Source organism: Nocardioides nanhaiensis, from assembly GCF_039542785.1.
GTDB lineage: Bacteria > Actinomycetota > Actinomycetes > Propionibacteriales > Nocardioidaceae > Nocardioides > Nocardioides nanhaiensis.
This window is the reverse complement of the sequence record NZ_BAABIM010000002.1, coordinates 1,097,582-1,117,477: the sequence shown is the minus strand read 5'-3', so window position 1 is coordinate 1,117,477 and position 19,896 is coordinate 1,097,582. Positions and strand designations below refer to the sequence as shown.

The following is a 19,896-nucleotide window of genomic DNA, read 5'->3' as shown; positions in this document are numbered from 1 at the left end:
CCGCTGACCCGCGCGTGCCAGCTGGTCAGCGCGAGGCCGCCAGCGCCTGCTCGAGGTCGGCGACCAGGTCGTCGACGTGCTCGATGCCGATCGAGAGCCGCACCATGTCCTCGGGGACGCCGGCCGCCGTCAGCTCCTCGGGCGTGAGCTGGCTGTGCGTGGTGGTGGCGTTGTGGATGGCCAGCGACTTGGCGTCACCGATGTTGGCCAGGTGGCTGAAGAGCTGCAGCGACTCGATGAACTTCTTGCCGCCCTCGCGCCCGGTCTTGAGGCCGAAGCTGAGCAGCCCGCCGTAGCCGCGGCCGGTGAGAATGCGGTCGGCGATTGCCTTGCTGGGGTCGTCCTCGAGGCCGGGGTAGGTGACCCACGCGACGTCGTCGTGCGCCTGCAGGTACTGCGCGACGGCGAGCGCGTTCTCGCTGTGCCGCTCCATGCGCAGGTGCAGGGTCTCCAGGCCCTGCAGGAACAGCCAGGAGTTCATCGGGGTGATCGCGGCGCCGGTGTTGCGCAGCATCACCGTGCGCGCGCGGATGATGTAGGCCAGGTTGCCGACGGCCTCGGTCCACACGACCCCGTGGTAGGCGCCGTCGGGCTGGGTCAGCCCGCGGAACCGGTCGCCGTGGGCGGCCCAGTCGAAGGTCCCGGCGTCGACGATGACGCCGCCGATGGAGGTTCCGTGGCCGCCGATGTACTTGGTGGCGGAGTGCACCGAGACGTCGGCGCCGTGGTCGAAGATCCGCGCGAGGTAGGGGGTGGGTGCGGTGTTGTCGACGATGAGCGGCAGGCCCTGCTCGTGCGCGGCGTCGGCCCAGGCGCGGATGTCGACGACGTTGATCCGCGGGTTGCCGACGGTCTCGGCGAAGACCAGCTTGGTGCGCTCGTCGACGTGGGCGGCGAGCCCGGCGGGGTCGTCGGGGTCGACGAAGCGCACCTCGATGCCGAACTGGGGGAGCGTGTGGGCGAACAGCGCGTAGGTGCCCCCGTAGAGGGTGGAGAGGGCGACGATGTTGTCGCCGGCGTAGGTCAGGTTGAGCACCGCGTAGGTGATCGCGCTGGAGCCGGAGGCCGTGGCGAGGGCACCGACGCCGCCCTCGAGCTGGGTCATCCGATCCTCGAAGACCGACTGGGTCGGGTTCATGATCCGCGTGTAGATGTTGCCGGGCTCGGCGAGCGCGAACAGGTTGGCCGCGTGCTCGGTGTCGTTGAAGACGTAGGACGTGGTCTGGTAGATCGGCACGGCACGGGCGTTGGTGGCCGGGTCGGCCTCCTCCTGCCCGGCGTGCACCGTCAGGGTCTCGGGGCGGTAGGTCATGCGGCGATCCTAAACTAGATCGAAGTTGTCGACTTAAGCCTTCCACGACGTGGCGCCCGTCACGCGTGGACGAATCAGGTTAATGATCGCTAACCTGACGGGGTGAGTGAGACGACGACCTCGGCAGCCCCGGGACCCGCTGGCCTGACCGACGTGGTCGCCGAGCTGCGCGAGCGCCTGGCGCAGGTGCGGCGCGGCGGCAGCGAGGCCGCCCGGGCCAAGCACACCGGCCGCGGCAAGCTGCTGGCGCGCGACCGCGTGGACCGGCTGCTCGACCCCGGCAGCCCGTTCCTCGAGCTCAGCCCGCTGGCCGCCACCGGCATGTACGGCGACGCCGTGCCCAGCGCCGGCATCGTCACCGGCATCGGCCGGGTCCACGGCCGCGAGGTGGTGGTCGTCGCCAACGACGCCACGGTCAAGGGCGGCACCTACTACCCGTTGACGGTCAAGAAGCACCTGCGCGCGCAGCAGGTGGCGGCCGAGAACCGGCTGCCGTGCGTCTACCTGGTCGACTCCGGCGGCGCCTTCCTGCCGATGCAGGACGAGGTCTTCCCCGACCGCGAGCACTTCGGGCGGATCTTCTTCAACCAGGCCAACCTGAGCGCCCGCGGCATCCCGCAGCTGGCCGCCGTGATGGGCTCGTGCACCGCCGGCGGGGCCTACGTGCCGGCGATGAGCGACGAGACCGTCATCGTCAAGGAGCAGGGCACGATCTTCCTCGGCGGCCCGCCGCTGGTGAAGGCCGCCACGGGCGAGGTCGTCAGCGCCGAGGACCTCGGCGGGGGCGAGGTGCACGCGCGCAGGTCCGGCGTCGTCGACCACCTCGCCGACGACGACCGCCACGCGCTGGCGATCCTGCGCGGCATCGTCGACACCCTCCCCGCCAAGTCACCGGCCCCGTGGGAGGTCCGTGAGCCCGAGGAGCCCGCCCTCGACCCCACCACCCTGACCGAGGTGGTGCCCGCCGACACGCGCACGCCGTACGACGTCCGCGAGGTGATCCGGCGCGTCGTCGACGGCAGCCGGTTCACCGAGTTCAAGGCCCTCTACGGCGAGACCCTGGTGTGCGCGTTCGCGCACGTGTGGGGTCACCCCGTGGGCATCGTGGCCAACAACGGCATCCTGTTCAGCGAGTCGGCGCTCAAGGGCGCGCACTTCATCGAGCTGTGCAACCAGCGCGGCATCCCGCTGGTCTTCCTGCAGAACATCAGCGGCTTCATGGTCGGCCGGGAGTACGAGAACGGCGGCATCGCCAAGGACGGCGCCAAGCTGGTCACCGCGGTCGCGTGCTCGGTGGTCCCCAAGCTCACCGTCGTGATCGGCGGCTCCTTCGGTGCCGGCAACTACGGCATGTGCGGGCGCGCCTACGACCCGCGCTTCCTGTGGATGTGGCCCAACGCCCGCATCTCGGTGATGGGCGGCGAGCAGGCCGCCTCGGTGCTGGCCACCGTGGCGGGTCGCGCCGAGGACCCCGACGTCGACGACTTCAAGGCGCCCATCCGCGAGCAGTACGAGACGCAGGGATCGCCCTACTACGCCACCGCTCGGCTGTGGGACGACGGCGTCATCGACCCCGCCGACACCCGCCGGGTGCTCGGCCTGGGGCTGGCCGCGGCTGCCAACGCCCCGGTGCCCGAGCCCTCCTACGGCATCTTCCGGATGTGATGACGATGGCTCTCCAGACCGTCCTGATCGCCAACCGCGGCGAGATCGCGCTGCGGGTGATGCGCACCGCGCACCGCTTGGGCCTGCGCACCGTCGCGGTCTTCACCGAGCTCGACGCCGACGCGCCGCACGTGCGCGCTGCCGACGAGGCCGTGCAGGTGCCCAGCTACCTCGACGTCGAGGCGGTCGTGAGCGCTGCTCTCGCGACGGGCGCCGACGTCGTGCACCCCGGTTACGGGTTCCTCTCCGAACGGTCGACCTTCGCCGCCGCTCTCGCCGAGGCAGGGGTGGCCCTGGCCGGCCCGAGCGCCGCGGTGATGGAGCTGATGGGTCGCAAGGACGCCGCCCGCGAGGTGGCGGTCGAGGCCGGTGTCCCGGTGGTGCCGACCGGCGAGCACGCCGACTTCCCGGTGCTGGTCAAGGCCGCCGCCGGCGGCGGCGGCAAGGGCATGCGGGTGGTGCGCTCGGCTGCCGAGATGGACGACGCCGTGGCCGCGGCCAGGCGCGAGGCGGCCGCCGCCTTCGGCGACGACACGATGCTGGTGGAGAAGTACGTGGAGTCGGGACGGCACGTCGAGGTGCAGGTGATGGCCGACGCGCACGGCACCGTGCTGCACCTCGGCGAGCGCGACTGCTCGGCGCAGCGCCGGCACCAGAAGGTGCTCGAGGAGTCCCCCGCCCCCACGGTCGACGACGCCACGCGCGCCCGTCTGCACGGAGCCGCCGTCGCGCTGGCGCGCCAGGTGGGCTACACCGGCGCCGGCACCGTCGAGTTCCTGCTCGACAACGCCACCGGGGAGTTCTACTTCCTGGAGATGAACACCCGCCTGCAGGTGGAGCACCCCGTCACCGAGGCGGTCACCGGCCTGGACCTCGTGGAGCTGCAGCTGCTCGTGGCCGACGGGCGGCCCCTCCCGATCACCCAGGACGACGTGCGCACCGAGGGCCACGCCATCGAGGCACGGGTCTACGCCGAGGACGCCTTCGGGGGCTTCCTGCCGCAGGCGGGCACCACCTCGATCGTCCGCTGGCCCTCCACCGCGCGGGTCGACCACGCGCTGGGGGCTAACCAGGTGGTGAGCACCGCCTACGACCCGATGCTCGGCAAGGTGGTGGCGCATGGACCCGACCGCGAGGCCGCCCGGCGGGCGCTGGTGCGCGCCCTCGACGACACCGCGATCCTCGGTCTCACCACCAACGCCGGCTTCCTGCGCGCGCTCGTGGCCTCCGAGGCGTTCCGCCAGAACCGCATCGACACGGCCTGGCTCGACCGGGTCGACCTCGACGTCGAGGTGCCCCGGCCCGACGACGCCCTGCCCCGGCAGCTGTGCGCCTGGGTCTCGGCCATGATCGCCGCCTCCGACACCGGGCACGCCTTCGCCGCCGACGGCTTCCGGCTCGGCGCGCCGCCGGCCCCGACGCTGGTGGAGCTCGACCGCGAGGTGGTGGTCGACCGTGCAGCAGGCACCGTCGACGGCGTGCCGGTGCGCGAGCTCGCCGCCGCCGACCACGTGCTCGAGGCCGTCGTCGACGGGCGCCGGGTGCGCGCCGTCGTCAACGTGCAGGCCGACGTCGTCGAGGTGGCCTGGCAGGGGCACCGGTTCACCTTCACCCGACCCGATCGCCTGGCGGGCACCGTCCAGGTGGGCGACGGCAGCATCACCGCACCCATGCCGGGCACCGTGCTGGACGTCCGGGTGGCGGTGGGCGACAGCGTCGCCGAGGGCGACGTGCTGGGAGTGCTGGAGGCGATGAAGATGGAGCTCTCGCTCACCGCGCCGTTCGCAGGCACCCTCACGACGGTCGAGGCCACCACGGGCGGCCAGGTGCCTCTGGGAGCAGTGCTCTTCGTCGTCGAGCCGGAGTCGGACGCGGGGCAGGAGCAGTCCGCGTGACCGCCCTGCCCATGGTCGAGCCGGAGGCCGGCATGCCGCAGCGCGTGACGATCTACGAGGTCGGCCCGCGCGACGGGCTGCAGAACGAGAAGGCGATCGTGCCGGTCGAGGTCAAGGCCGCGTTCGTGGGGCGGCTGCTCGACGCGGGGCTGCCGGTCGTGGAGGCCACCAGCTTCGTGCACCCGCGCTGGGTGCCCCAGCTCGCCGACGCCGAGGAGCTGATGACCGGGCTGACGGCGCAGCTGGGCGACGCGGCGGCCGGCCTGCCGGTGCTGGTGCCGAACGAGCGCGGCCTCGACCGCGCCCTGGCGCTGGGCCTGCGCCACGTCGCCGTCTTCGGCTCGGCCACCGAGACCTTCGCCCGCAAGAACCTCAACCGCGGCCTCGACGAGCAGTACGCGATGTTCGAGCCGGTCGTGGCGCGCGCCACCGACGCGGGACTGACCGTGCGCGCCTACCTCTCGATGTGCTTCGGCGACCCCTGGGAGGGAGCCGTGCCGGTGGCACAGGTGGTGGAGGCCGGACGACGCCTGCTCGACCTCGGGGCGGCGCAGCTGAGCCTCGGCGACACCATCGGCGTGGGCACCGCGGGTCACGTCGGCCGGCTGGTGGCTGCCTTCGACGACGCCGGAGTGGGCCCCGAGCGACTCGCGCTGCACTTCCACGACACCTACGGGCAGGCGCTCGCCAACGTGCACGCGGGGCTGCGCGCCGGCGTCACGACCTTCGACGCGAGCGCCGGCGGGCTCGGTGGGTGCCCCTACGCGAAGAGCGCCACGGGCAACCTCGCCACCGAGGACCTCGTCTGGATGCTCACCGGCCTCGGCGTCGAGCACGGGGTCGACCTGGCCGCCGTCGTGGAGGCCAGCACGTGGATGGCCGGCCACCTCGGCCGCCCCAGCCCCTCCGCCGTGGTGAGGGCGCTGGCACAATCGCCGGAGTGAGCCGTCGCGTCGTCCTGCACGTGGGTGCGCCGAAGACGGGCACCACCTACCTGCAGGACCGCCTGCAGCTCAACGCGCGCTCGCTGGCCGCGGCCGGCGTGCACGTGCCGGCCGGGTCGCCGCTGGTGCCGGCGCCCCTCTTCCACTTCCGCGCGGCCCTCGACCTGCTGGGCCAGGACTGGGGCGGCCCGCCCGGACACGCCGAGGGCAGCTGGGAGTCGCTGGTGCGCAAGGTGCGACGTCGCTCCGGGACCGTCGTGGTCAGCCACGAGATCCTGGCGCCCGCACCGGCGGACGCCATCGAGCGCGCCAAGGCCGAGCTGGGCGCCGGACGCTCCAGCGAGCTGCACGTCGTCTACACCGCGCGCGACCTCGCCCGGCAGATCCCCGCCGCCTGGCAGGAGAGCGTCAAGCAGGGCCGACGCTGGACCTACCAGGCCTTCCTGCGCAAGCTCGAGCACGGCAAGCCGTGGTTCTACCGCGCCCTCGACCTGCCCAGCGTGCTGGGCGCGTGGGGCGCCGGCCTGCCGCCCGAGCGCGTGCACGTGGTCACGGTGCCCCCGCGCGGTGCCGACCGCGGCGTGCTGTGGGAGCGCTTCTGTCGGACCCTCGAGGTGGACCCCGCGGCCGGCCCGCAGGAGAGCACCGAGGCCAACCGCTCGCTCGGCGTCGCCGAGACCACCATGCTGCGCCAGCTCAACCGCCGGATGAAGCGCGCCACCCGCCGCGAGGCCGTCTTCGACGAGCTGATCCGGGAGATGCTCGCGCAGGAGACGCTGGTGCGCACCCGCTCCCAGCCCGTGCGGCTGCCGCCGCGGCTGCTGCCCTGGGCCGAGGCGGAGACCGAGCGCTGGCTGGACTGGGTGCGGGGCAGCGGCGTCGATGTCGTCGGCGACCTTGCCGACCTGACCCCGCTGCCGCTCGCCGAGGACGAGCGCTACGCCGACCCCGACAACGTGGCCGCCAAGCGCCAGCTCGACGCCGCGCTCGACGCGCTGTCCGCCATGACGACGGAGGCGGCGCGGCGCAACGACCCCGACCGGCAGATCGTGGCGCGGGCCCGCTCGGCGGCCGCCCGCCGGCTCCAGGGCTGATCCGGGGGTGACCTCGTGACGCCGACCGCCCGCGCCTGGGTGGCCCACCTGACGGCGGGTGGCACGACGCCGTGGGCGCAGTGGCGCGCGGCCGCGGACCACGCGACGGCGGATACGGGCGGCGAGCCCGACCCGGGGGGGACGGCGCGCCATCTGCGCTACCTGCCCGGTGCCCAGCAGCTGGAGCTGCTACGGCGGCTCAACGAGGCCGGTCGCCCCGGGCCCGCGCTGGCGGAGCGGGTGCTGGCCACCAGCGCACCGGGGCGCGGCATCGCCGACCTGGAGCTCGTGGGCGCCGCCCGCGACACCCCCTTCGGCCCCCGCCCGGTGGACCCCGCCGACCTCCCGGACGCTGAGCTGGTGCGCGTCGCCACGGGCCTGCTGGCCGAGGACGTCGTCGCGGGCGGTCCGGCCGCGCCGGAGCCGGGACGCCGGGCGTGGCCCTGGCGGCGTCGCTACCGCCTGGTGGGGGACCCGTGGCTCGCGGACCCCGCGCGCGCCGAGCTGGTGCGACGCCGACGTCCCCCCGGCGGGCAGCAGCCGACCGTGCACGTGGTGGGTGCCGACCTCGCCTCGATGCTCGAGCACGTCTGGAGCGCGCGTGCCCTGGTGGGTGCCGCCCCGGCGTGGCGCGACTGGCTGGACCCGCTGGTGCGACGACGCCGCGTGCCGCCGCGCATCGACCTGCCCGCCGTCGCCGGCGCCTGGGCGACCCGGGTGGGTCCCGTGCGGGTGCGGGTGGTGCTCGACCCCGCGCTCCTCCCGGGCCTGCTGGGCACGCGCGCACCGCTGCCGGGGCCGCTCCCGCTGAGCGCCGACGCGCTGGAGCTGAGCCGCCGGGTCGGTGCAGCACTGGGCCTGCTGGTGCTGCCCGAGCAGCGCACGCGCCTGCTGCAGCAGGCCTGGGCTCCGGCGCTGGCCGACCTCCCGGCGGCGCGCGGCACCGGGGTCGCGGTGCCGCAGCGCCGCCTGGCCCGTCTGACCGAGGTGGCCACGCGGATGCGCGAGGAGCTGTGCCGCGCCGACTACCCCGTGCTCGGCGACCCCGACCTGCTGCTGCCCGCGGCGACACGCCGCAGCGACGTCGAGCCCACCGACGCCGGGGTCCTGGCGCTCGCGCTGGCTATGGTGCTGGGACCCACGCCGGGAGCCAGCCCAGGATCCAGCGCGGGACCCAGCCCGGGGAACGGCCCGGCACCGGACGAGGAGGAGCGATGACGCGGCGCGTGCTGCTGCACGTCGGCACCCCCAAGACCGGCACCAGCTACCTGCAGGACGTGCTGTTCCGCAACACCCGGGCGCTCGCCGAGGCAGGCATCAGCTATCCCGCCCACCGCTTCGACGCGCACTTCCTGGCCGCGCTCGACCTGATGCGGATGCCGTGGGGGGGCCTGGAGGCCGAGGCGATCGGCGCCTGGGACGCGCTGGCCGCGCGGGTCCGCGCCCACGAGGGCACCAGCATCGTCAGCCACGAGATCCTCGCCACCGCCTCGCGCACCCAGGTGGGCCGCGCCCTCGCGTCGCTCGGCCACGGCGACGGCGCCGAGGTGCACGTGCTGCTCTCGGTGCGCGACCTGGTGCGCCAGATCCCGGCCGAGTGGCAGGAGAACGTCAAGCACCGCAGCCGGATCCGCTACGCGGAGTTCCTCGAGCAGATCCGCGACCCCGACCGGGCCACCCGCATCGGCAGCTGGTTCTGGGGCGTGCAGGAGGTGCCCGACATCCTGGACCGGTGGGGCCACGACCTGCCGCCCGAGCGGGTGCACCTGATCACGGTGCCGCCACCCGGCGGCGGCCCCGAGCTGCTGTGGCGGCGCTTCAGCCACGCCTTCGGGCTCGACGAGGTCGACCTCGACCTGCACGCCGAGCGCAGCAACCCCTCGCTCGGGGTGCCCGAGACCGCCCTGCTGCGCCGGATCAACGCCGCCGCCCACCGCGAGCTCGCGCCGGCCGACTACCGGCCGCTGGTGCGCGAGCTGCTGGCCCACCAGACCCTCTCGCAGCGCACCGGCTCTCCGCGCCTCTCGCTGCCGCCGGACCTGCACCCCTGGGTGGCCGAGCTGACCGAGCAGTGGCTCGCAGAGCTGCGCCGTCGCCGCTACGACGTCGTCGGCGACCTCGAGGACCTCGTGGGCGCGGTCCCGGACCCGCGGCGCTGGGCCGACCCCGACAAGCCGGTCGAGGCACAGGTGGCGCGCGCCGGAGTCGCCGCGGTCACGGCGCTGCTGCTGGACAACGCGCGGCTGCGGCACGAGGAGGAGCGGCTGGCCGGTGAGCTGGCGCAGGCGCACGAGGCGCTGCACCGGGCCTACCTGCGCCCCACCTACCGGCTGCGCGAGAAGCTGGTGGCCCGCCTGCAGGGCGGGCGCGCGGGCCGGGCGCTGCTGAAGGTCTACCGCGTGGCGCGGGGCAGGAGCTCCTTGGCGGCGTAGTGGCCGACCTTGCGAGTGCTCCAGCCGTCGGCGCCCAGACCCACCAGGCCCCCGACCACCGGCACCCGACGCCCCACCGTGCTGGCCAGTCGCTTGCCGGCCACGCGCGAGATGAGCTCCTGGGCCACCACCTGCGAGATCACGGTCTCCAGCGCCGTGTCGTGGCGCGGCGCGGTGGCCAGCGCCATCGGAGGTGCAGGGATCTTGCGCTGCTTGACCAGCTGGCTGACGGCGTCCTCGCCGAGCAGGCTGACCAGCACGGCGTTGCGGGTGCGCGGGTCGGCGAGGTCGTAGCCGCGCAGGTGCGCGATGCCGGCGATCATCCGGCACTGGATCAGGGTCAGGCCCGTGATGTTGGCGGGCACCGTGACCGTCATCGTGACCAGGCCGCCGATGTTGGTGAGGAAGCCCTGCGCGCCGGCGTAGCGCACGTGGTGGTCGATCACCGCGCGCACCGCCTTGTCGACGTCGTCGTCCTGCTCGCGCAGGTGGGCCTCGGCGCCGGAGGCGGCTGGAGCCAGCGGCCCGACGCCGGCGATGGCCCGCTGCAGCGCCTGGCGGACGAACCCCGTGGTGACCCCGGGGGCGACCTGGGTGAGGCGCGGGGCCAGTGCCCCGCCGATCTGGCGCCCGACACGCTGCTTGATGCTCATGGGCCCGATCCTAGGGAGGTCGCCCCAATCATGTGGCGCGCGACGGAGTGCCCCGTGCGGCCGTGATCAGCCGTGATCGGTGTCGCCGGCACGCCGTAGCCTGCCCGGGTGTCCGTCCCCTTCCCGCCGGTCGAGCCGCCCGCCACGGGCTGGCGCTTCGGCCCACCCGAGCGCTGGGATCCCGAGGACGACCTCGTGGGTGCCGGGGCCGACCTCGAGCCGGGGACCGTGCTGGAGGCCTACCGCCACGGCGTCTTCCCGATGCCGCTCGGCGGCCGCCGCGACCCGCTCGGGTGGTGGAGCCCGGTCGAGCGGGGCGTGCTCGAGCCGGGGGCGCTGAAGGTCAGCCGCTCCCTGCGCCGGGCGGCCCGCGACTACGAGATCCGGGTGGACTGCGCCTTCGAGGAGGTGCTGGGCGCGTGCGCCGACCCGCGCCGCCCCGGTGGCTGGATCGATGCGCGCATCCGCGCCACCTACGGACGGCTGCACCGTGACGGCTGGGTGCACTCGGTGGAGGCGTGGCGCGAAGGCCGCCTGGCCGGCGGGCTGTACGGCGTGGGCGTGGGTGCGCTGTTCGCGGGCGAGTCGATGTTCCACCGCGAGCGCGACGCCTCGAAGGTGGCGCTGCTCGGGCTGGTGCGGCTGCTCGAGCAGGCCCGCGGCGCGGACTGGTTGGTCGACGTGCAGTGGGTCACACCCCACCTGGCGTCGCTGGGCGTGCGCGAGGTGCCGCGGGAGGCCTACCTGCGGCGCCTTCCGCCGCTGCTGGCGGCGCCACCGGTGCCCTGGCGGCCCCCGTCGTCGCCGGTCTCCGGGCCCGCTGGTCCGGTCAGCCCGCGCCCGGAGGATTGAACCGGGGCCCGGATGGGCAAGGAGAGCCGAACGCACCTCCCCACCCGGGCCCGACGTCCCGGACCCACGAAAGGGCTCCCCATGAAGCTCACCCGTTCCCTCGCCGCCGCGGCCACCGCGGCCCTGGCCTTCTCCCTCACCGCCTGCGGCGGCGACGACGGCGCCTCCGCCCCGGACAGCGCCTCGGTCGAGGACTTCTGCGACGCCTACACCAGCTACATCGAGGACCTGCTCGACGACATCGACATGAGCGACCCCTCTGCCATCGAGACGCCCTCCGCCGAGGAGGCCGTCGACGGCATCAAGGAGTGGGCCGACGAGCTGGCCGAGACCGGCACCCCCGAGGACATGCCCGACGAGGCCCGCCAGGGCTTCGAGGACTTCATCGACGGCGCGCAGGAGATCACCGCCGACGACCTCGAGGACCCCTCCAACCTGGAGGCGCTGGAGGAGGAGTTCGGTGGTGACCCGGAGGCCGCGCAGGCGCTGACCGAGTACACGAACGAGAACTGCGGCAACCCGATGGAGGACATGATGGGCGAGATGATGGAGGAGATGCCCGACATGCCCGAGATGCCCTCGGACCTGCCCAGCGACCTCGAGCTGCCGAGCGACTTCCCCTCCGAGCTGCTCACCGAGGTCCCCACCGAGTGACGGTGCCGGACCTGCGGTAGCAACCAGCCTCGCGAGCCCCTCGGGTCACACGACCCGGGGGGCTTCGCCGTCCTCGGAGACCATCGGGCGCCCGGCGCCCTCCCACTCCAGCATCCCGCCGTCGAGGTTGACGGCCTCCACCCCGCGCTGCGCCAGCCAGCCCGTGGCGCGCGCCGAGCGCCCGCCCACCTTGCAGACCACCAGCACCTGCTGGTCGGTGGGCACCTCCGCGACCCGCTCGCCGAGGTCGCCGAGCGGGATGTGGACGGCGCCCTCCACGTGCCCGGCACGCCACTCGTCGTCCTCGCGGACGTCGAGCACGACGAGACCCTCGGGCAGCGGGTCGGGCACTCCGGTGATGGCGACGGTGGGGATGTTCACGCCGATCACCGTAGCCACCCGGCCCACCCGGCGCTGACCTGGCGCGGATGCGCACGGGTGGGGCGCTGACCTGGCGCGGGTGCGCACGGGTGGGGTGCTGACCTGGCGCTGGTGCGCACGGGTGGGGTGCTGACCTGGCGCGGGTGCGCACGGGTGGGGCGCTGACCTGGCGCGACTGCGCACGGGTGGGGCGCTGACCCGGCGCGACTGCGCACGGGTGGGGCGCTGACCCGGCGCGACGAGAGACGGGTCGGTGGTGGAGGGTTGGCTGTAACCCCCTGGGGGGTTGTACGATCAGGAGCATGAGCACCTTCACCCTGAGCCGCACGCTGCCCACCGGCTACGACGACGCCGTCGCCCAGGTGCGCGCGGCCCTGGCCGAGCAGGGCTTCGGCATCATCAGCGAGATCGACCTGGCCGCGACCCTGCACGCCAAGCTCGGCGTCGAGGTGGCCCCGCAGGTGATCCTGGGGGCCTGCCGCCCCCAGCTGGCGCACGAGGCGCTGCAGGCCGACCCCTCGATCGCGGCGGTGCTGCCCTGCAACGTGGTGGTGCGCGGCGTCGACGCCACCACCAGCGTCGTCGAGGCGTTCGACCCCGACGCGATGATGGCGTTGGCCGGAGCCGGAGCCGGAGCCGGAGCCGGAGCCGGAGCTGGTGCCGACGGCGACACCGAGTCACCGCTGGCGCGGGTGGCAGGTGACGCGCGGACCCGCCTGTCCGCCGCGCTCGACGCCCTCGCCCCCACCGACTGACACCCTCACCCCACCACCCGCGGCACCCAGAGCACCCAGAGCAGGAGCACCCCATGGACCTCGAGCCCACCGAGATCAAGGCGATCATCACGCGCATGAAGCGCGCCCACGGCCACCTCGGCAGCGTCATCCGGATGCTGGAGGAGGGCTCGGACTGCGAGGCCGTGCTGACCCAGCTCGCGGCGGTCAACAAGGCGATCGCGCGCAGCGGCTACGCCATCGTCGCCACCGGGCTGCAGCAGTGCCTGGCCGAGAGCGAGGACGGCCTGGAGAGCGTCGACGTCGCGAAGATGGAGAAGCTCTTCCTCGCGCTGGCCTGACCCGAGCCGAGCACCCGGCGCGGTGAGCCCCCGCGCGGACCCACCACGCCGGTGACGCGTCAGCCGAGCAGGCCCTGCATGGTCTCGATCTCGGCGGTCTGGCTCTCGACGATCGTGCCGGCGAGCTCGACGGCGTCCTGGTATCGGCCGTCCTCCTGCTCGGTCTCGGCCATCTCGACGGCGCCCGTGTGGTGCTCGATCATCATCTCCAGCCACAGGGCCTGGAAGTCGGCGTCCGAGGCGTCCTCCAGGGCGGTCATGTCCTCGGCCGACATCATCCCGGGCATGTCGGCGTCCATGCCCTCCATGCCCTCCATCGACTCGGCGGCCCCGCCGTGGTCGTGACCGGCGTTGACGTGGTCACGCATGGTCTCCGGGACGTCCTCGCCCCACCCGGTGAGCCAGTCGGCCATCAGCTCGATCTCGGGTGCCTGGGCCTCGCGGATCTGCTCGGCCAGGTCCTGCACCTCCGGGTCGAGGGTCCGCCCGAGGGTCAGGTCGACCATCGACAGCGCCTGGGCGTGGTGCTGGATCATGTCGGAGGCGAAGGCGACGTCGGCCTCGTTGTGCTCGGTCGCCGACACCTCGCTGGTGGTGTCGCCAGCGCCGTCGTCGGCCCCGCAGGCGACGGTCGCCGCGAGGGTGAGGGCCGCCAGCGCGGCCGCAGCGGCCGTACGCGCTCGCGAGGGGTGGGTCGGGTTCTGCCGGAAGGTGCGCATCAGTGGGTTCTCCTGGTGTCAGGTCGGGGGTGGGCGGATGACGACGTGCCCGTCCACGCGACGTCGCGAGGGCGACGGGTCGCGCGGGTGGGGCAGTCAGCCGCTCAGCACCTGACGACGGAGAAGCGCCAGACCACCGGAGGCCCGGTGGGGAGGTAGGCAGCGACGCGCCGCGCGCGGAGGGTGGTGGGGCGCGGGACCCGGGCGAGGAACCCGACCCGAGAGGTTCGGCGCAGGTGCAGGAGGACGAGCAGGAGCGCGGACGTGGCGGTCAGCATCGCCAGGCACAGCATCACCATGCCGCCGGCGTCGTGGCTGCCGCCGGTCGGTGGGTCGGGCTGGGTCGAGGCCGGAGCAGGCACGGCGCCGGTGGACGCGGCCGCGTCGACCAGGTCTCCCGGGTGGCCGTGCGCGACGAGGCCGGCGGTCGCGGCCGGAGCGCCCACGTGGTCGGGTGGGTGGGCGCCGCTGCCGGCGTGCACGGAGTGCAGGTTCAGGGCGTGCATGCCCAGGATGCCCAGCACGATCGCCGCGACCGCCGCCGTCAGCGCGAGGGCGCGCACCCTCCTCGCCGGACGCGGGGAGCGCGTCGGCACGGAGCGGATCGCCGTCGTCCTCATCGCCGCCATCCTAGGAAGGCCGCCGATCCCAGGAAAGGGCGGTCGCGCGAGCCCGGAGCGCCGGGCGCCTACTTGAGCAGCCGGCTCATCCGACGGTCGGCGAGCGGCTTGCCGCCGGTCTGGCAGGTGGGGCAGTACTGCAGGCTGGAGTCGGCGAAGGAGACCTCGCGCACCGTGTCGCCGCACACCGGGCACGGCAAGCCGGTGCGGCCGTGCACGGCCAGGTTGCTCTTCTTCTCGCCCTTGAGCTGGCTCGCGGCCAGGCCGCGCGAGCGCTCGACGGCGGCGCCGACCGTGTCGCGGATCGCGGCGTGCAGCAGCGCGACCTCGTCGTCGTCCAGGCTGCTGGCCGGCTTGTAGGGCGACATGCGGGCGGCGTGCAGCACCTCGTCGGAGTAGGCGTTGCCGATGCCGGCGATCGTGCCCTGGTGGCGCAGCACCCCCTTGAGCTGCTTGCGCCCCTCGCGCCGGAGGATCTCGCCGAGCACCGCGGGGGTGAACTCGTCCACGAGCGGGTCGGGGCCCAGGCTGGCGATGCCCCGCACCTCCTGGGGGTCGCGCACCAGGTAGAGCGCCAGGCTCTTCTTGGTGCCCGCCTCGGTGACGTCGAGCCCGGTGCCGTCGTCGAGCACGACCCGCACGGCCAGCGGTGACTTGGCCGACGGCTTCGGCGGGAGCGCCGGCACCTCCTCCTTCCACCGCACCCACCCGGCGCGGGCCAGGTGCAGCACCAGGTGCAGGCCGCCGGCGGAGACGTCGAGGAACTTGCCGTGCCGGGTGACGTCGTCGACCAGGGCGCCCTCGACCGCGGAGATCGGCGGGTCGTAGGTCTTCAGCGCGCTGAAGGCGGCCACGTGGACCTTCGCGATGGCGCGCCCGGCGAGGCGCCCCCGCAGGTCGAGGGCCAGCGCCTCCACCTCGGGCAGCTCCGGCATGCGGTGAGTCTAGGCAGAAGCCATGGACGGCGGAGGGTGGTCGGGGCGATGATGGGGCATGCCTGGTGTGCGGCCGCTGCCCCGCACGGGTGCGATCTTCACCGACGCCCGTGGGGTCGACCGCGCGCTCCGGCTCACCTGGCACGACGACGAGGGCCTGGTCGTCGTCTCGCTGTGGCGCGAGAACACCTGCACCGCCTCGTTCCGGCTCGCCGTCGACGAGGTGCCCGCGCTGATCGAGGTGCTGCGCGCGGGCCTGGACGACGCCTACGCCACCGCCCTCTCCGAGCACGTGCACCGGTTGCGGGGCCAGCGGGCCGGCTGACCGCGCTGGGGCGGTGGGTGCGGCTGGGGGGTGATCCCACGTCCACGTGGGATCACGGAACAGGAGGGCCGGAACTCTGGCCCCCCGGTTCCGTGACAAGCCCCCCGCGCCGCGCGGGAGTGGCAGGTGGGACGCGTGTGGTACCCCAGCGCACCGCCACGTGCCGCACTCCGGCGCGCCGGCAGATGTCTACGGCCAGCGCTAGACAGCCCGATACCGTCCTGACGTGGACCCGATCCGTAACCCCTACGCCCCCGGGGCCGGGCAGCGCCCGCCCGAGCTGGCCGGTCGCGACCGCGAGCTGCAGCAGTTCGAGGTGACCCTGGAGCGGGTGGCCGCCGGGCGTCCCGAGCGCAGCATGGTGCTGAGCGGGCTGCGCGGCGTCGGCAAGACCGTGCTGCTCAACGCCCTGCGCGGCCAGGCGGTGGGTCGAGCGTGGGGCACGGGCAAGATCGAGGCGCGACCCGACCAGGGCGTCCGGATCCCGATCGCCCAGGCCGTGCACGCGGCGCTGCGCGAGGTGGCGCACCGCCACCGCGACCCCGAGCGGGTCGAGGAGGCCACCGGGGTGCTGAAGTCCTTCGCCCTGCGCACCAGCCAGGCCGACCGCAAGGGCCTGCGCTGGACGCCGCCGGTCGACGCCGTCGCGGTGCGCGGCCGCGCCGACTCCGGCGACCTCGAGCTCGACCTGGTCGAGCTGTTCACCGACGTCGCGGCCCTGGCGCGCGACCTCGGGGTCGGCGTGGGGCTGTTCATCGACGAGATGCAGGACATCGCCACCGACGAGCTCGCCGCGCTGTGCGGCGCCTGCCACGAGATCAGCCAGCAGGGTGCGCCGCTGGTGGTGGTGGGCGCCGGTCTGCCGCACCTGCCGGTGGCGCTGGCGGCGTCGAAGTCCTACGCCGAGCGGCTCTTCCGCTACGTCACCGTCGACCGGCTGCCGCGCGAGATGGCCGAGCGGGCCTGGCGGGTGCCGGCCTCCACCGAGGGCGTCACCTTCACCACCGAGGCGCTCGACGAGCTCTACCGGCTCACCGACGGCTACCCCTACTTCGTGCAGGCCTACGGCAAGGTCACCTGGGACGCCGCCCTGGCCGACCCCATCGGGCCGGCCGACGTCGAGGCCGCCGCCCCCGAGGCCGAGGCCGAGCTGGCGGTCGGCTTCTTCGGGGCCCGGTTCGAGCGCGCCACCCCCGCCGAGCGCGACTACATGACGGCGATGGCCGAGCTGGGCAGCGAGACCGGCGACGAGCCGGTGGCCACTGCCGACGTCGCCCGCCACCTCGAGCGCAAGCCCCAGTCGCTCTCTCCGGCCCGTGACGGCCTGATCAAGAAAGGGCTCGTCTACTCCGCCGAGCGCGGCCGGGTGGCCTTCACCGTCCCGCACTTCGGGCGCTTCCTGCGCACCCGCGCCTGAGCAGCCGGGGACGAGCGGCCGGGGGATGAGCAGCCGGGACTCGAGAGCGCCGCTCTGAGGTAACGATCGGCCCGGATCGTTCGCGGACCGTTGCGGTCGGCGTCGTCGTCGGGTTGGCTGACCCGATGCCGACCGCCCTCGCCGTCCTCGCGGCCGACGAACCCGCGCAGACCTGGGGGTGGCTCTCGAAGACCGAGGACGTCATCAACGGCGCCTTCGAGCCGATCTCCGACGCCGTGGGCTCGGTGGTCTTCGCCACCGTCCCGATCGGCGGCACCGACGCCCCGCTGATCGTCTTCTGGCTGGTGGCCGCCGGCGTCATCTTCACCATCTACTTCCACGGCATCCAGGCCACCGGGCTCAAGACCTCCAAGGACCTGGTACAGGGCAAGTACTCCCGCGCCAGCGACCCCGGCGAGGTCAGCCACTTCGCGGCGCTCTCCTCCGCCGTCTCCGGCACGGTCGGCCTCGGCAACATCGCGGGCGTCGGCGCGGCCGTGGTCATCGGCGGCCCCGGGGCCACCTTCTGGATGATCCTGGCCGGGCTGCTCGGCATGTGCACCAAGTTCGTGGAGTGCACGCTCGGCGTGAAGTACCGCCAGGTGCACGAGGACGGCACCGTCACCGGCGGCCCGTTCACCTACCTGCCGGTCGCCTTCGCACGCTTCGGTGCCGGCGTCAGCAAGGGCATGGTCGGCCTCTTCGCCGTCGCGCTGTTCCTCTTCGGCGCCATCGGCGGCAACATGTTCCAGGCCAACCAGACCATGGCGCAGGCCCGTGAGGTCACCGGCGGCGAGGACGGCTTCCTGGGCTCCTCGGGCTCCGCGCTGGTCTTCGGCATCGTGCTGGCCCTGCTGGTCGGCGCGGTGATCCTGGGCGGCATCAACTCCATCGCCAAGGTCACCAGCCGCCTGGTCCCGACGATGGCCTTCATCTACCTCGCCGCCTGCACCCTGGTGATCCTCGGCAGCTTCGGCAACATCCCCGGCGCGATCGGCACCATCATCTCCGAGGCCTTCGCCCCGACGGCGGCCGCGGGCGGCGTGGTCGGCGTGCTGATCGTCGGGTTCCAGCGCGCGGCGTTCTCCAACGAGGCGGGCGTGGGCTCCTCGCCGATCGTGCACTCGGCGGTCAAGACCAAGCACCCGGTCAGCGAGGGCTTCGTCGCGATGCTCGAGCCGTTCATCGACACCGTCGTGGTGTGCACGATGACCGCGCTGACCATCGTCATCGCCGACACCGCCTACTACAACGACGCCGTCACGGCGGTCGCCGGCGGCGCCGACGCCCCCGACGGCGTGGTCGTCACCTCGCGCGCCTTCGAGACCTTCCTGCCGCAGTTCCCGGTGGTGCTCGCGATCGCGGTGGCGCTGTTCGCGTTCTCGACGCTCATCACGTGGAGCTACTACACGCTCAAGGCCTGGACGACGCTGTTCGGCCGCAGCACCACCAGCGAGATGATCTTCAAGGTCATCTTCTGCCTCTTCGTGGTCATCGGCTCGGTGGTCAACTTCTCCGAGGTGCTCAGCTTCGCCGACGCGATGCTCTTCGTCTGCGCCGTGCCCAACCTGCTGGCCTGCTACCTGCTGCTGCCCAAGGTCCGCCAGGAGCTGCGCGACTTCCGGGAGGGACGCCGCAACGGCACGATCACGGTCGTGCCCGAGGAGGAGCGCGCCACGACCTGAGTCCGCACGGGTCTGGACGGCGACTGCTGGGGGAGGATGTGCACATGTCGTTGCCCTTCTCGCGTCGCGTGCTGGCGCCCGCCCCCGTGCTGTGGGACCTGCTGACGACCGTGGAGGCCTGGCCGCACTGGGGTCCCTCGGTCCTGGGCGCCCGGCTCGACGACGGCTCCGCGCGCATCGGCCCGGGCAGCACCGGTCAGGTGCGGGTGCCGCCGGGTGTGTGGATCCCGTTCCGGGTCACCTCCTACGAGGAGGGTGTCTCGTGGTCCTGGTCGGTGGCCGGTGTGCCGGCGACCGGTCACACGGTCGCGACGACGCGCAAGGGCTGCCGGGTCACCTTCCACGTGCCGTGGTGGGCGCCGGCCTACGGCGTCGTCTGCCTGGCGGCGCTCGTGCGTCTCGAGCGTCTGGCCGCCGAGGACTGAGCCATGACGCCCTACCGGCCGCAGGTCGTCGCCCACCGGGGCGCCAGCCACGACAACGCCGAGCACACGCTGGGCGCGTACCTGGCCGCGCTGGAGGCAGGTGCCGACGGGCTGGAGTGCGACGTCCGGCTGACCGCCGACGGCCACCTGGTCTGCGTGCACGACGGCGACCTGCGACGCACGGCGAGCGCGCGCGGCCGCGTCTCGACGATGGAGCTCGCGGACCTCTCCGAGCTCGACTTCGCCTCGTGGAAGAACCCCTGGACCGACCTCGACGACGAGGCGCCCGACCGCGACGAGTCGCTCGACCGGGTGCTGACGCTGCGGCGCCTGCTCGAGACCGTGGCCGACCTGGACCGCCGGGTCGAGATCGCCATCGAGACCAAGCACCCCACCCGCTACGGCGGCCTGGTGGAGAAGCGGCTGGTGGCGATGCTGCGCGACTTCGGCTGGGACCGGCCCGGCTCCCCGGTGCGGGTGATGAGCTTCTCCTTCACCGCGCTGCAGCGCGTCGAACGGCTCGCGCCCGACGTGCGGCTGGTGCAGCTGGTCGACAAGGTGGCCACCTGGCGGCTGCTGCGCCGCACCGTGGGCAGGCACTGGATCATCGGGCCCGGCATCGACGAGCTCACCGAGCACCCCCGGTTGGGGCAGAGCATCGTGCGCCGCGGTCACGAGATCCACGTGTGGACCGTCAACACCCCCGAGCAGCTCGAGCTGTGCCGCTCGCTGGGGGTCACGGCCTGCATCACCGACCGGCCGGCCTACCTGCTCGACCTCGTCGACGGGCTGGAGCCGGGGTCCCGGTAGGTT

General features: G+C 73.7%; 21 protein-coding genes. 15 read left to right on the top strand and 6 right to left on the bottom strand.

From position 1 onward, the window contains the following. Window positions 1-25: 25 nt before the first annotated feature. On the bottom strand, window positions 26-1,312 hold the full coding sequence (locus ABD948_RS13490; RefSeq protein WP_345266601.1) for an O-acetylhomoserine aminocarboxypropyltransferase/cysteine synthase family protein: 1,287 nt from the start codon (window positions 1,310-1,312) through the stop codon (window positions 26-28). Between the two features lie 102 nt (window positions 1,313-1,414). Here ABD948_RS13490 and ABD948_RS13485 point away from each other — a divergent pair, with 102 nt between their 5' ends. Genes ABD948_RS13485 through ABD948_RS13460 form a run of 6 tightly spaced genes read left to right on the top strand, consistent with a single transcriptional unit; the run spans window position 1,415 to window position 9,342 of the window. Continuing rightward, window positions 1,415-2,977 (top strand): carboxyl transferase domain-containing protein, encoded by a 1,563-nt coding sequence (locus ABD948_RS13485; protein ID WP_345266599.1) that lies wholly within the window; start codon window positions 1,415-1,417, stop codon window positions 2,975-2,977. A 5-nt stretch (window positions 2,978-2,982) separates the two neighbouring features. After that, window positions 2,983-4,872 (top strand): ATP-binding protein, encoded by a 1,890-nt coding sequence (locus ABD948_RS13480; RefSeq protein ID WP_345266598.1) that lies wholly within the window; start codon window positions 2,983-2,985, stop codon window positions 4,870-4,872. Beyond that, window positions 4,869-5,816 carry a hydroxymethylglutaryl-CoA lyase gene (locus tag ABD948_RS13475; protein ID WP_425576583.1) on the top strand — a complete coding sequence of 316 codons (948 nt, stop codon included), beginning with the start codon at window positions 4,869-4,871 and terminating at the stop codon, window positions 5,814-5,816. Before ABD948_RS13480 ends, ABD948_RS13475 begins: the two co-directional genes overlap by 4 nt. Beyond that, complete coding sequence (locus ABD948_RS13470) at window positions 5,813-6,910, top strand: hypothetical protein (RefSeq protein WP_345266596.1); 1,098 nt, start codon at window positions 5,813-5,815, stop codon at window positions 6,908-6,910. Before ABD948_RS13475 ends, ABD948_RS13470 begins: the two co-directional genes overlap by 4 nt. A gap of 15 nt (window positions 6,911-6,925) precedes the next feature. Further along, window positions 6,926-8,128 (top strand): hypothetical protein, encoded by a 1,203-nt coding sequence (locus ABD948_RS13465; protein WP_345266594.1) that lies wholly within the window; start codon window positions 6,926-6,928, stop codon window positions 8,126-8,128. After that, window positions 8,125-9,342: a hypothetical protein gene (locus ABD948_RS13460; RefSeq protein ID WP_345266592.1), complete on the top strand. Its 1,218-nt coding sequence runs from the start codon at window positions 8,125-8,127 to the stop codon at window positions 9,340-9,342. The genes ABD948_RS13465 and ABD948_RS13460 overlap by 4 nt, the downstream gene beginning before the upstream one ends. Here the strand turns inward: ABD948_RS13460 and ABD948_RS13455 are convergent. Continuing rightward, window positions 9,303-9,995 (bottom strand): EcsC family protein, encoded by a 693-nt coding sequence (locus ABD948_RS13455; RefSeq protein ID WP_345266590.1) that lies wholly within the window; start codon window positions 9,993-9,995, stop codon window positions 9,303-9,305. The two genes, ABD948_RS13460 and ABD948_RS13455, sit on opposite strands and share 40 nt — an antisense overlap. 108 nt (window positions 9,996-10,103) lie before the next feature. Here ABD948_RS13455 and aat point away from each other — a divergent pair, with 108 nt between their 5' ends. Beyond that, on the top strand, window positions 10,104-10,847 hold the full coding sequence (aat, locus tag ABD948_RS13450) for a leucyl/phenylalanyl-tRNA--protein transferase (RefSeq protein WP_345266588.1): 744 nt from the start codon (window positions 10,104-10,106) through the stop codon (window positions 10,845-10,847). An 81-nt stretch (window positions 10,848-10,928) separates the two neighbouring features. Further along, a complete protein-coding gene (locus ABD948_RS13445; RefSeq protein ID WP_345266586.1) occupies window positions 10,929-11,501 on the top strand; it encodes a hypothetical protein in 573 nt (190 codons plus the stop codon). Window positions 11,502-11,546: 45 nt separating this feature from the next. On the opposite strand, the gene ABD948_RS13440 is transcribed toward ABD948_RS13445, so the two are convergent. Further along, complete coding sequence (locus tag ABD948_RS13440; RefSeq protein ID WP_345266584.1) at window positions 11,547-11,882, bottom strand: rhodanese-like domain-containing protein; 336 nt, start codon at window positions 11,880-11,882, stop codon at window positions 11,547-11,549. Between the two features lie 302 nt (window positions 11,883-12,184). On the opposite strand from ABD948_RS13440, the gene ABD948_RS13435 reads away from it, so the two are divergent. Together ABD948_RS13435 and ABD948_RS13430 are read left to right on the top strand one after the other, a co-directional pair. After that, entirely contained in the window at window positions 12,185-12,637 is a 453-nt protein-coding gene (locus ABD948_RS13435) for a DUF302 domain-containing protein (protein WP_345266582.1), read from the top strand. A gap of 53 nt (window positions 12,638-12,690) precedes the next feature. Continuing rightward, window positions 12,691-12,957 (top strand): metal-sensitive transcriptional regulator, encoded by a 267-nt coding sequence (locus ABD948_RS13430; RefSeq protein ID WP_345266580.1) that lies wholly within the window; start codon window positions 12,691-12,693, stop codon window positions 12,955-12,957. Window positions 12,958-13,016: 59 nt separating this feature from the next. On the opposite strand, the gene ABD948_RS13425 is transcribed toward ABD948_RS13430, so the two are convergent. The 3 genes from ABD948_RS13425 to ABD948_RS13415 form a co-directional block, all read right to left on the bottom strand. Further along, on the bottom strand, window positions 13,017-13,676 hold the full coding sequence (locus ABD948_RS13425; protein WP_345266578.1) for a DUF305 domain-containing protein: 660 nt from the start codon (window positions 13,674-13,676) through the stop codon (window positions 13,017-13,019). Window positions 13,677-13,780: 104 nt separating this feature from the next. Further along, the gene (locus ABD948_RS13420; RefSeq protein WP_345266576.1) at window positions 13,781-14,296 is read right to left on the bottom strand and encodes a hypothetical protein; all 516 of its coding nucleotides are present in this window, start codon (window positions 14,294-14,296) and stop codon (window positions 13,781-13,783) included. 68 nt (window positions 14,297-14,364) lie between these two features. After that, window positions 14,365-15,231 carry an Fpg/Nei family DNA glycosylase gene (locus ABD948_RS13415; RefSeq protein ID WP_345266574.1) on the bottom strand — a complete coding sequence of 289 codons (867 nt, stop codon included), beginning with the start codon at window positions 15,229-15,231 and terminating at the stop codon, window positions 14,365-14,367. A 58-nt stretch (window positions 15,232-15,289) separates the two neighbouring features. On the opposite strand from ABD948_RS13415, the gene ABD948_RS13410 reads away from it, so the two are divergent. The 5 genes from ABD948_RS13410 to ABD948_RS13390 all read left to right on the top strand — a co-directional run bounded on the left by ABD948_RS13410 (window position 15,290) and on the right by ABD948_RS13390 (window position 19,893). Next, the gene (locus ABD948_RS13410; protein ID WP_345266572.1) at window positions 15,290-15,556 is read left to right on the top strand and encodes a hypothetical protein; all 267 of its coding nucleotides are present in this window, start codon (window positions 15,290-15,292) and stop codon (window positions 15,554-15,556) included. A gap of 226 nt (window positions 15,557-15,782) precedes the next feature. Next, window positions 15,783-16,973 carry an ATP-binding protein gene (locus tag ABD948_RS13405; protein WP_345266570.1) on the top strand — a complete coding sequence of 397 codons (1,191 nt, stop codon included), beginning with the start codon at window positions 15,783-15,785 and terminating at the stop codon, window positions 16,971-16,973. Window positions 16,974-17,098: 125 nt separating this feature from the next. Beyond that, window positions 17,099-18,658: an alanine/glycine:cation symporter family protein gene (locus ABD948_RS13400; protein ID WP_345266568.1), complete on the top strand. Its 1,560-nt coding sequence runs from the start codon at window positions 17,099-17,101 to the stop codon at window positions 18,656-18,658. 44 nt (window positions 18,659-18,702) lie between these two features. Beyond that, window positions 18,703-19,083: an SRPBCC family protein gene (locus ABD948_RS13395; RefSeq protein ID WP_345266566.1), complete on the top strand. Its 381-nt coding sequence runs from the start codon at window positions 18,703-18,705 to the stop codon at window positions 19,081-19,083. Window positions 19,084-19,086: 3 nt separating this feature from the next. Beyond that, window positions 19,087-19,893, top strand: a complete 807-nt coding sequence (locus ABD948_RS13390) for a glycerophosphodiester phosphodiesterase family protein (protein ID WP_345266564.1) — start codon at window positions 19,087-19,089, stop codon at window positions 19,891-19,893. The last annotated feature ends 3 nt before the right edge of the window (window positions 19,894-19,896 follow it).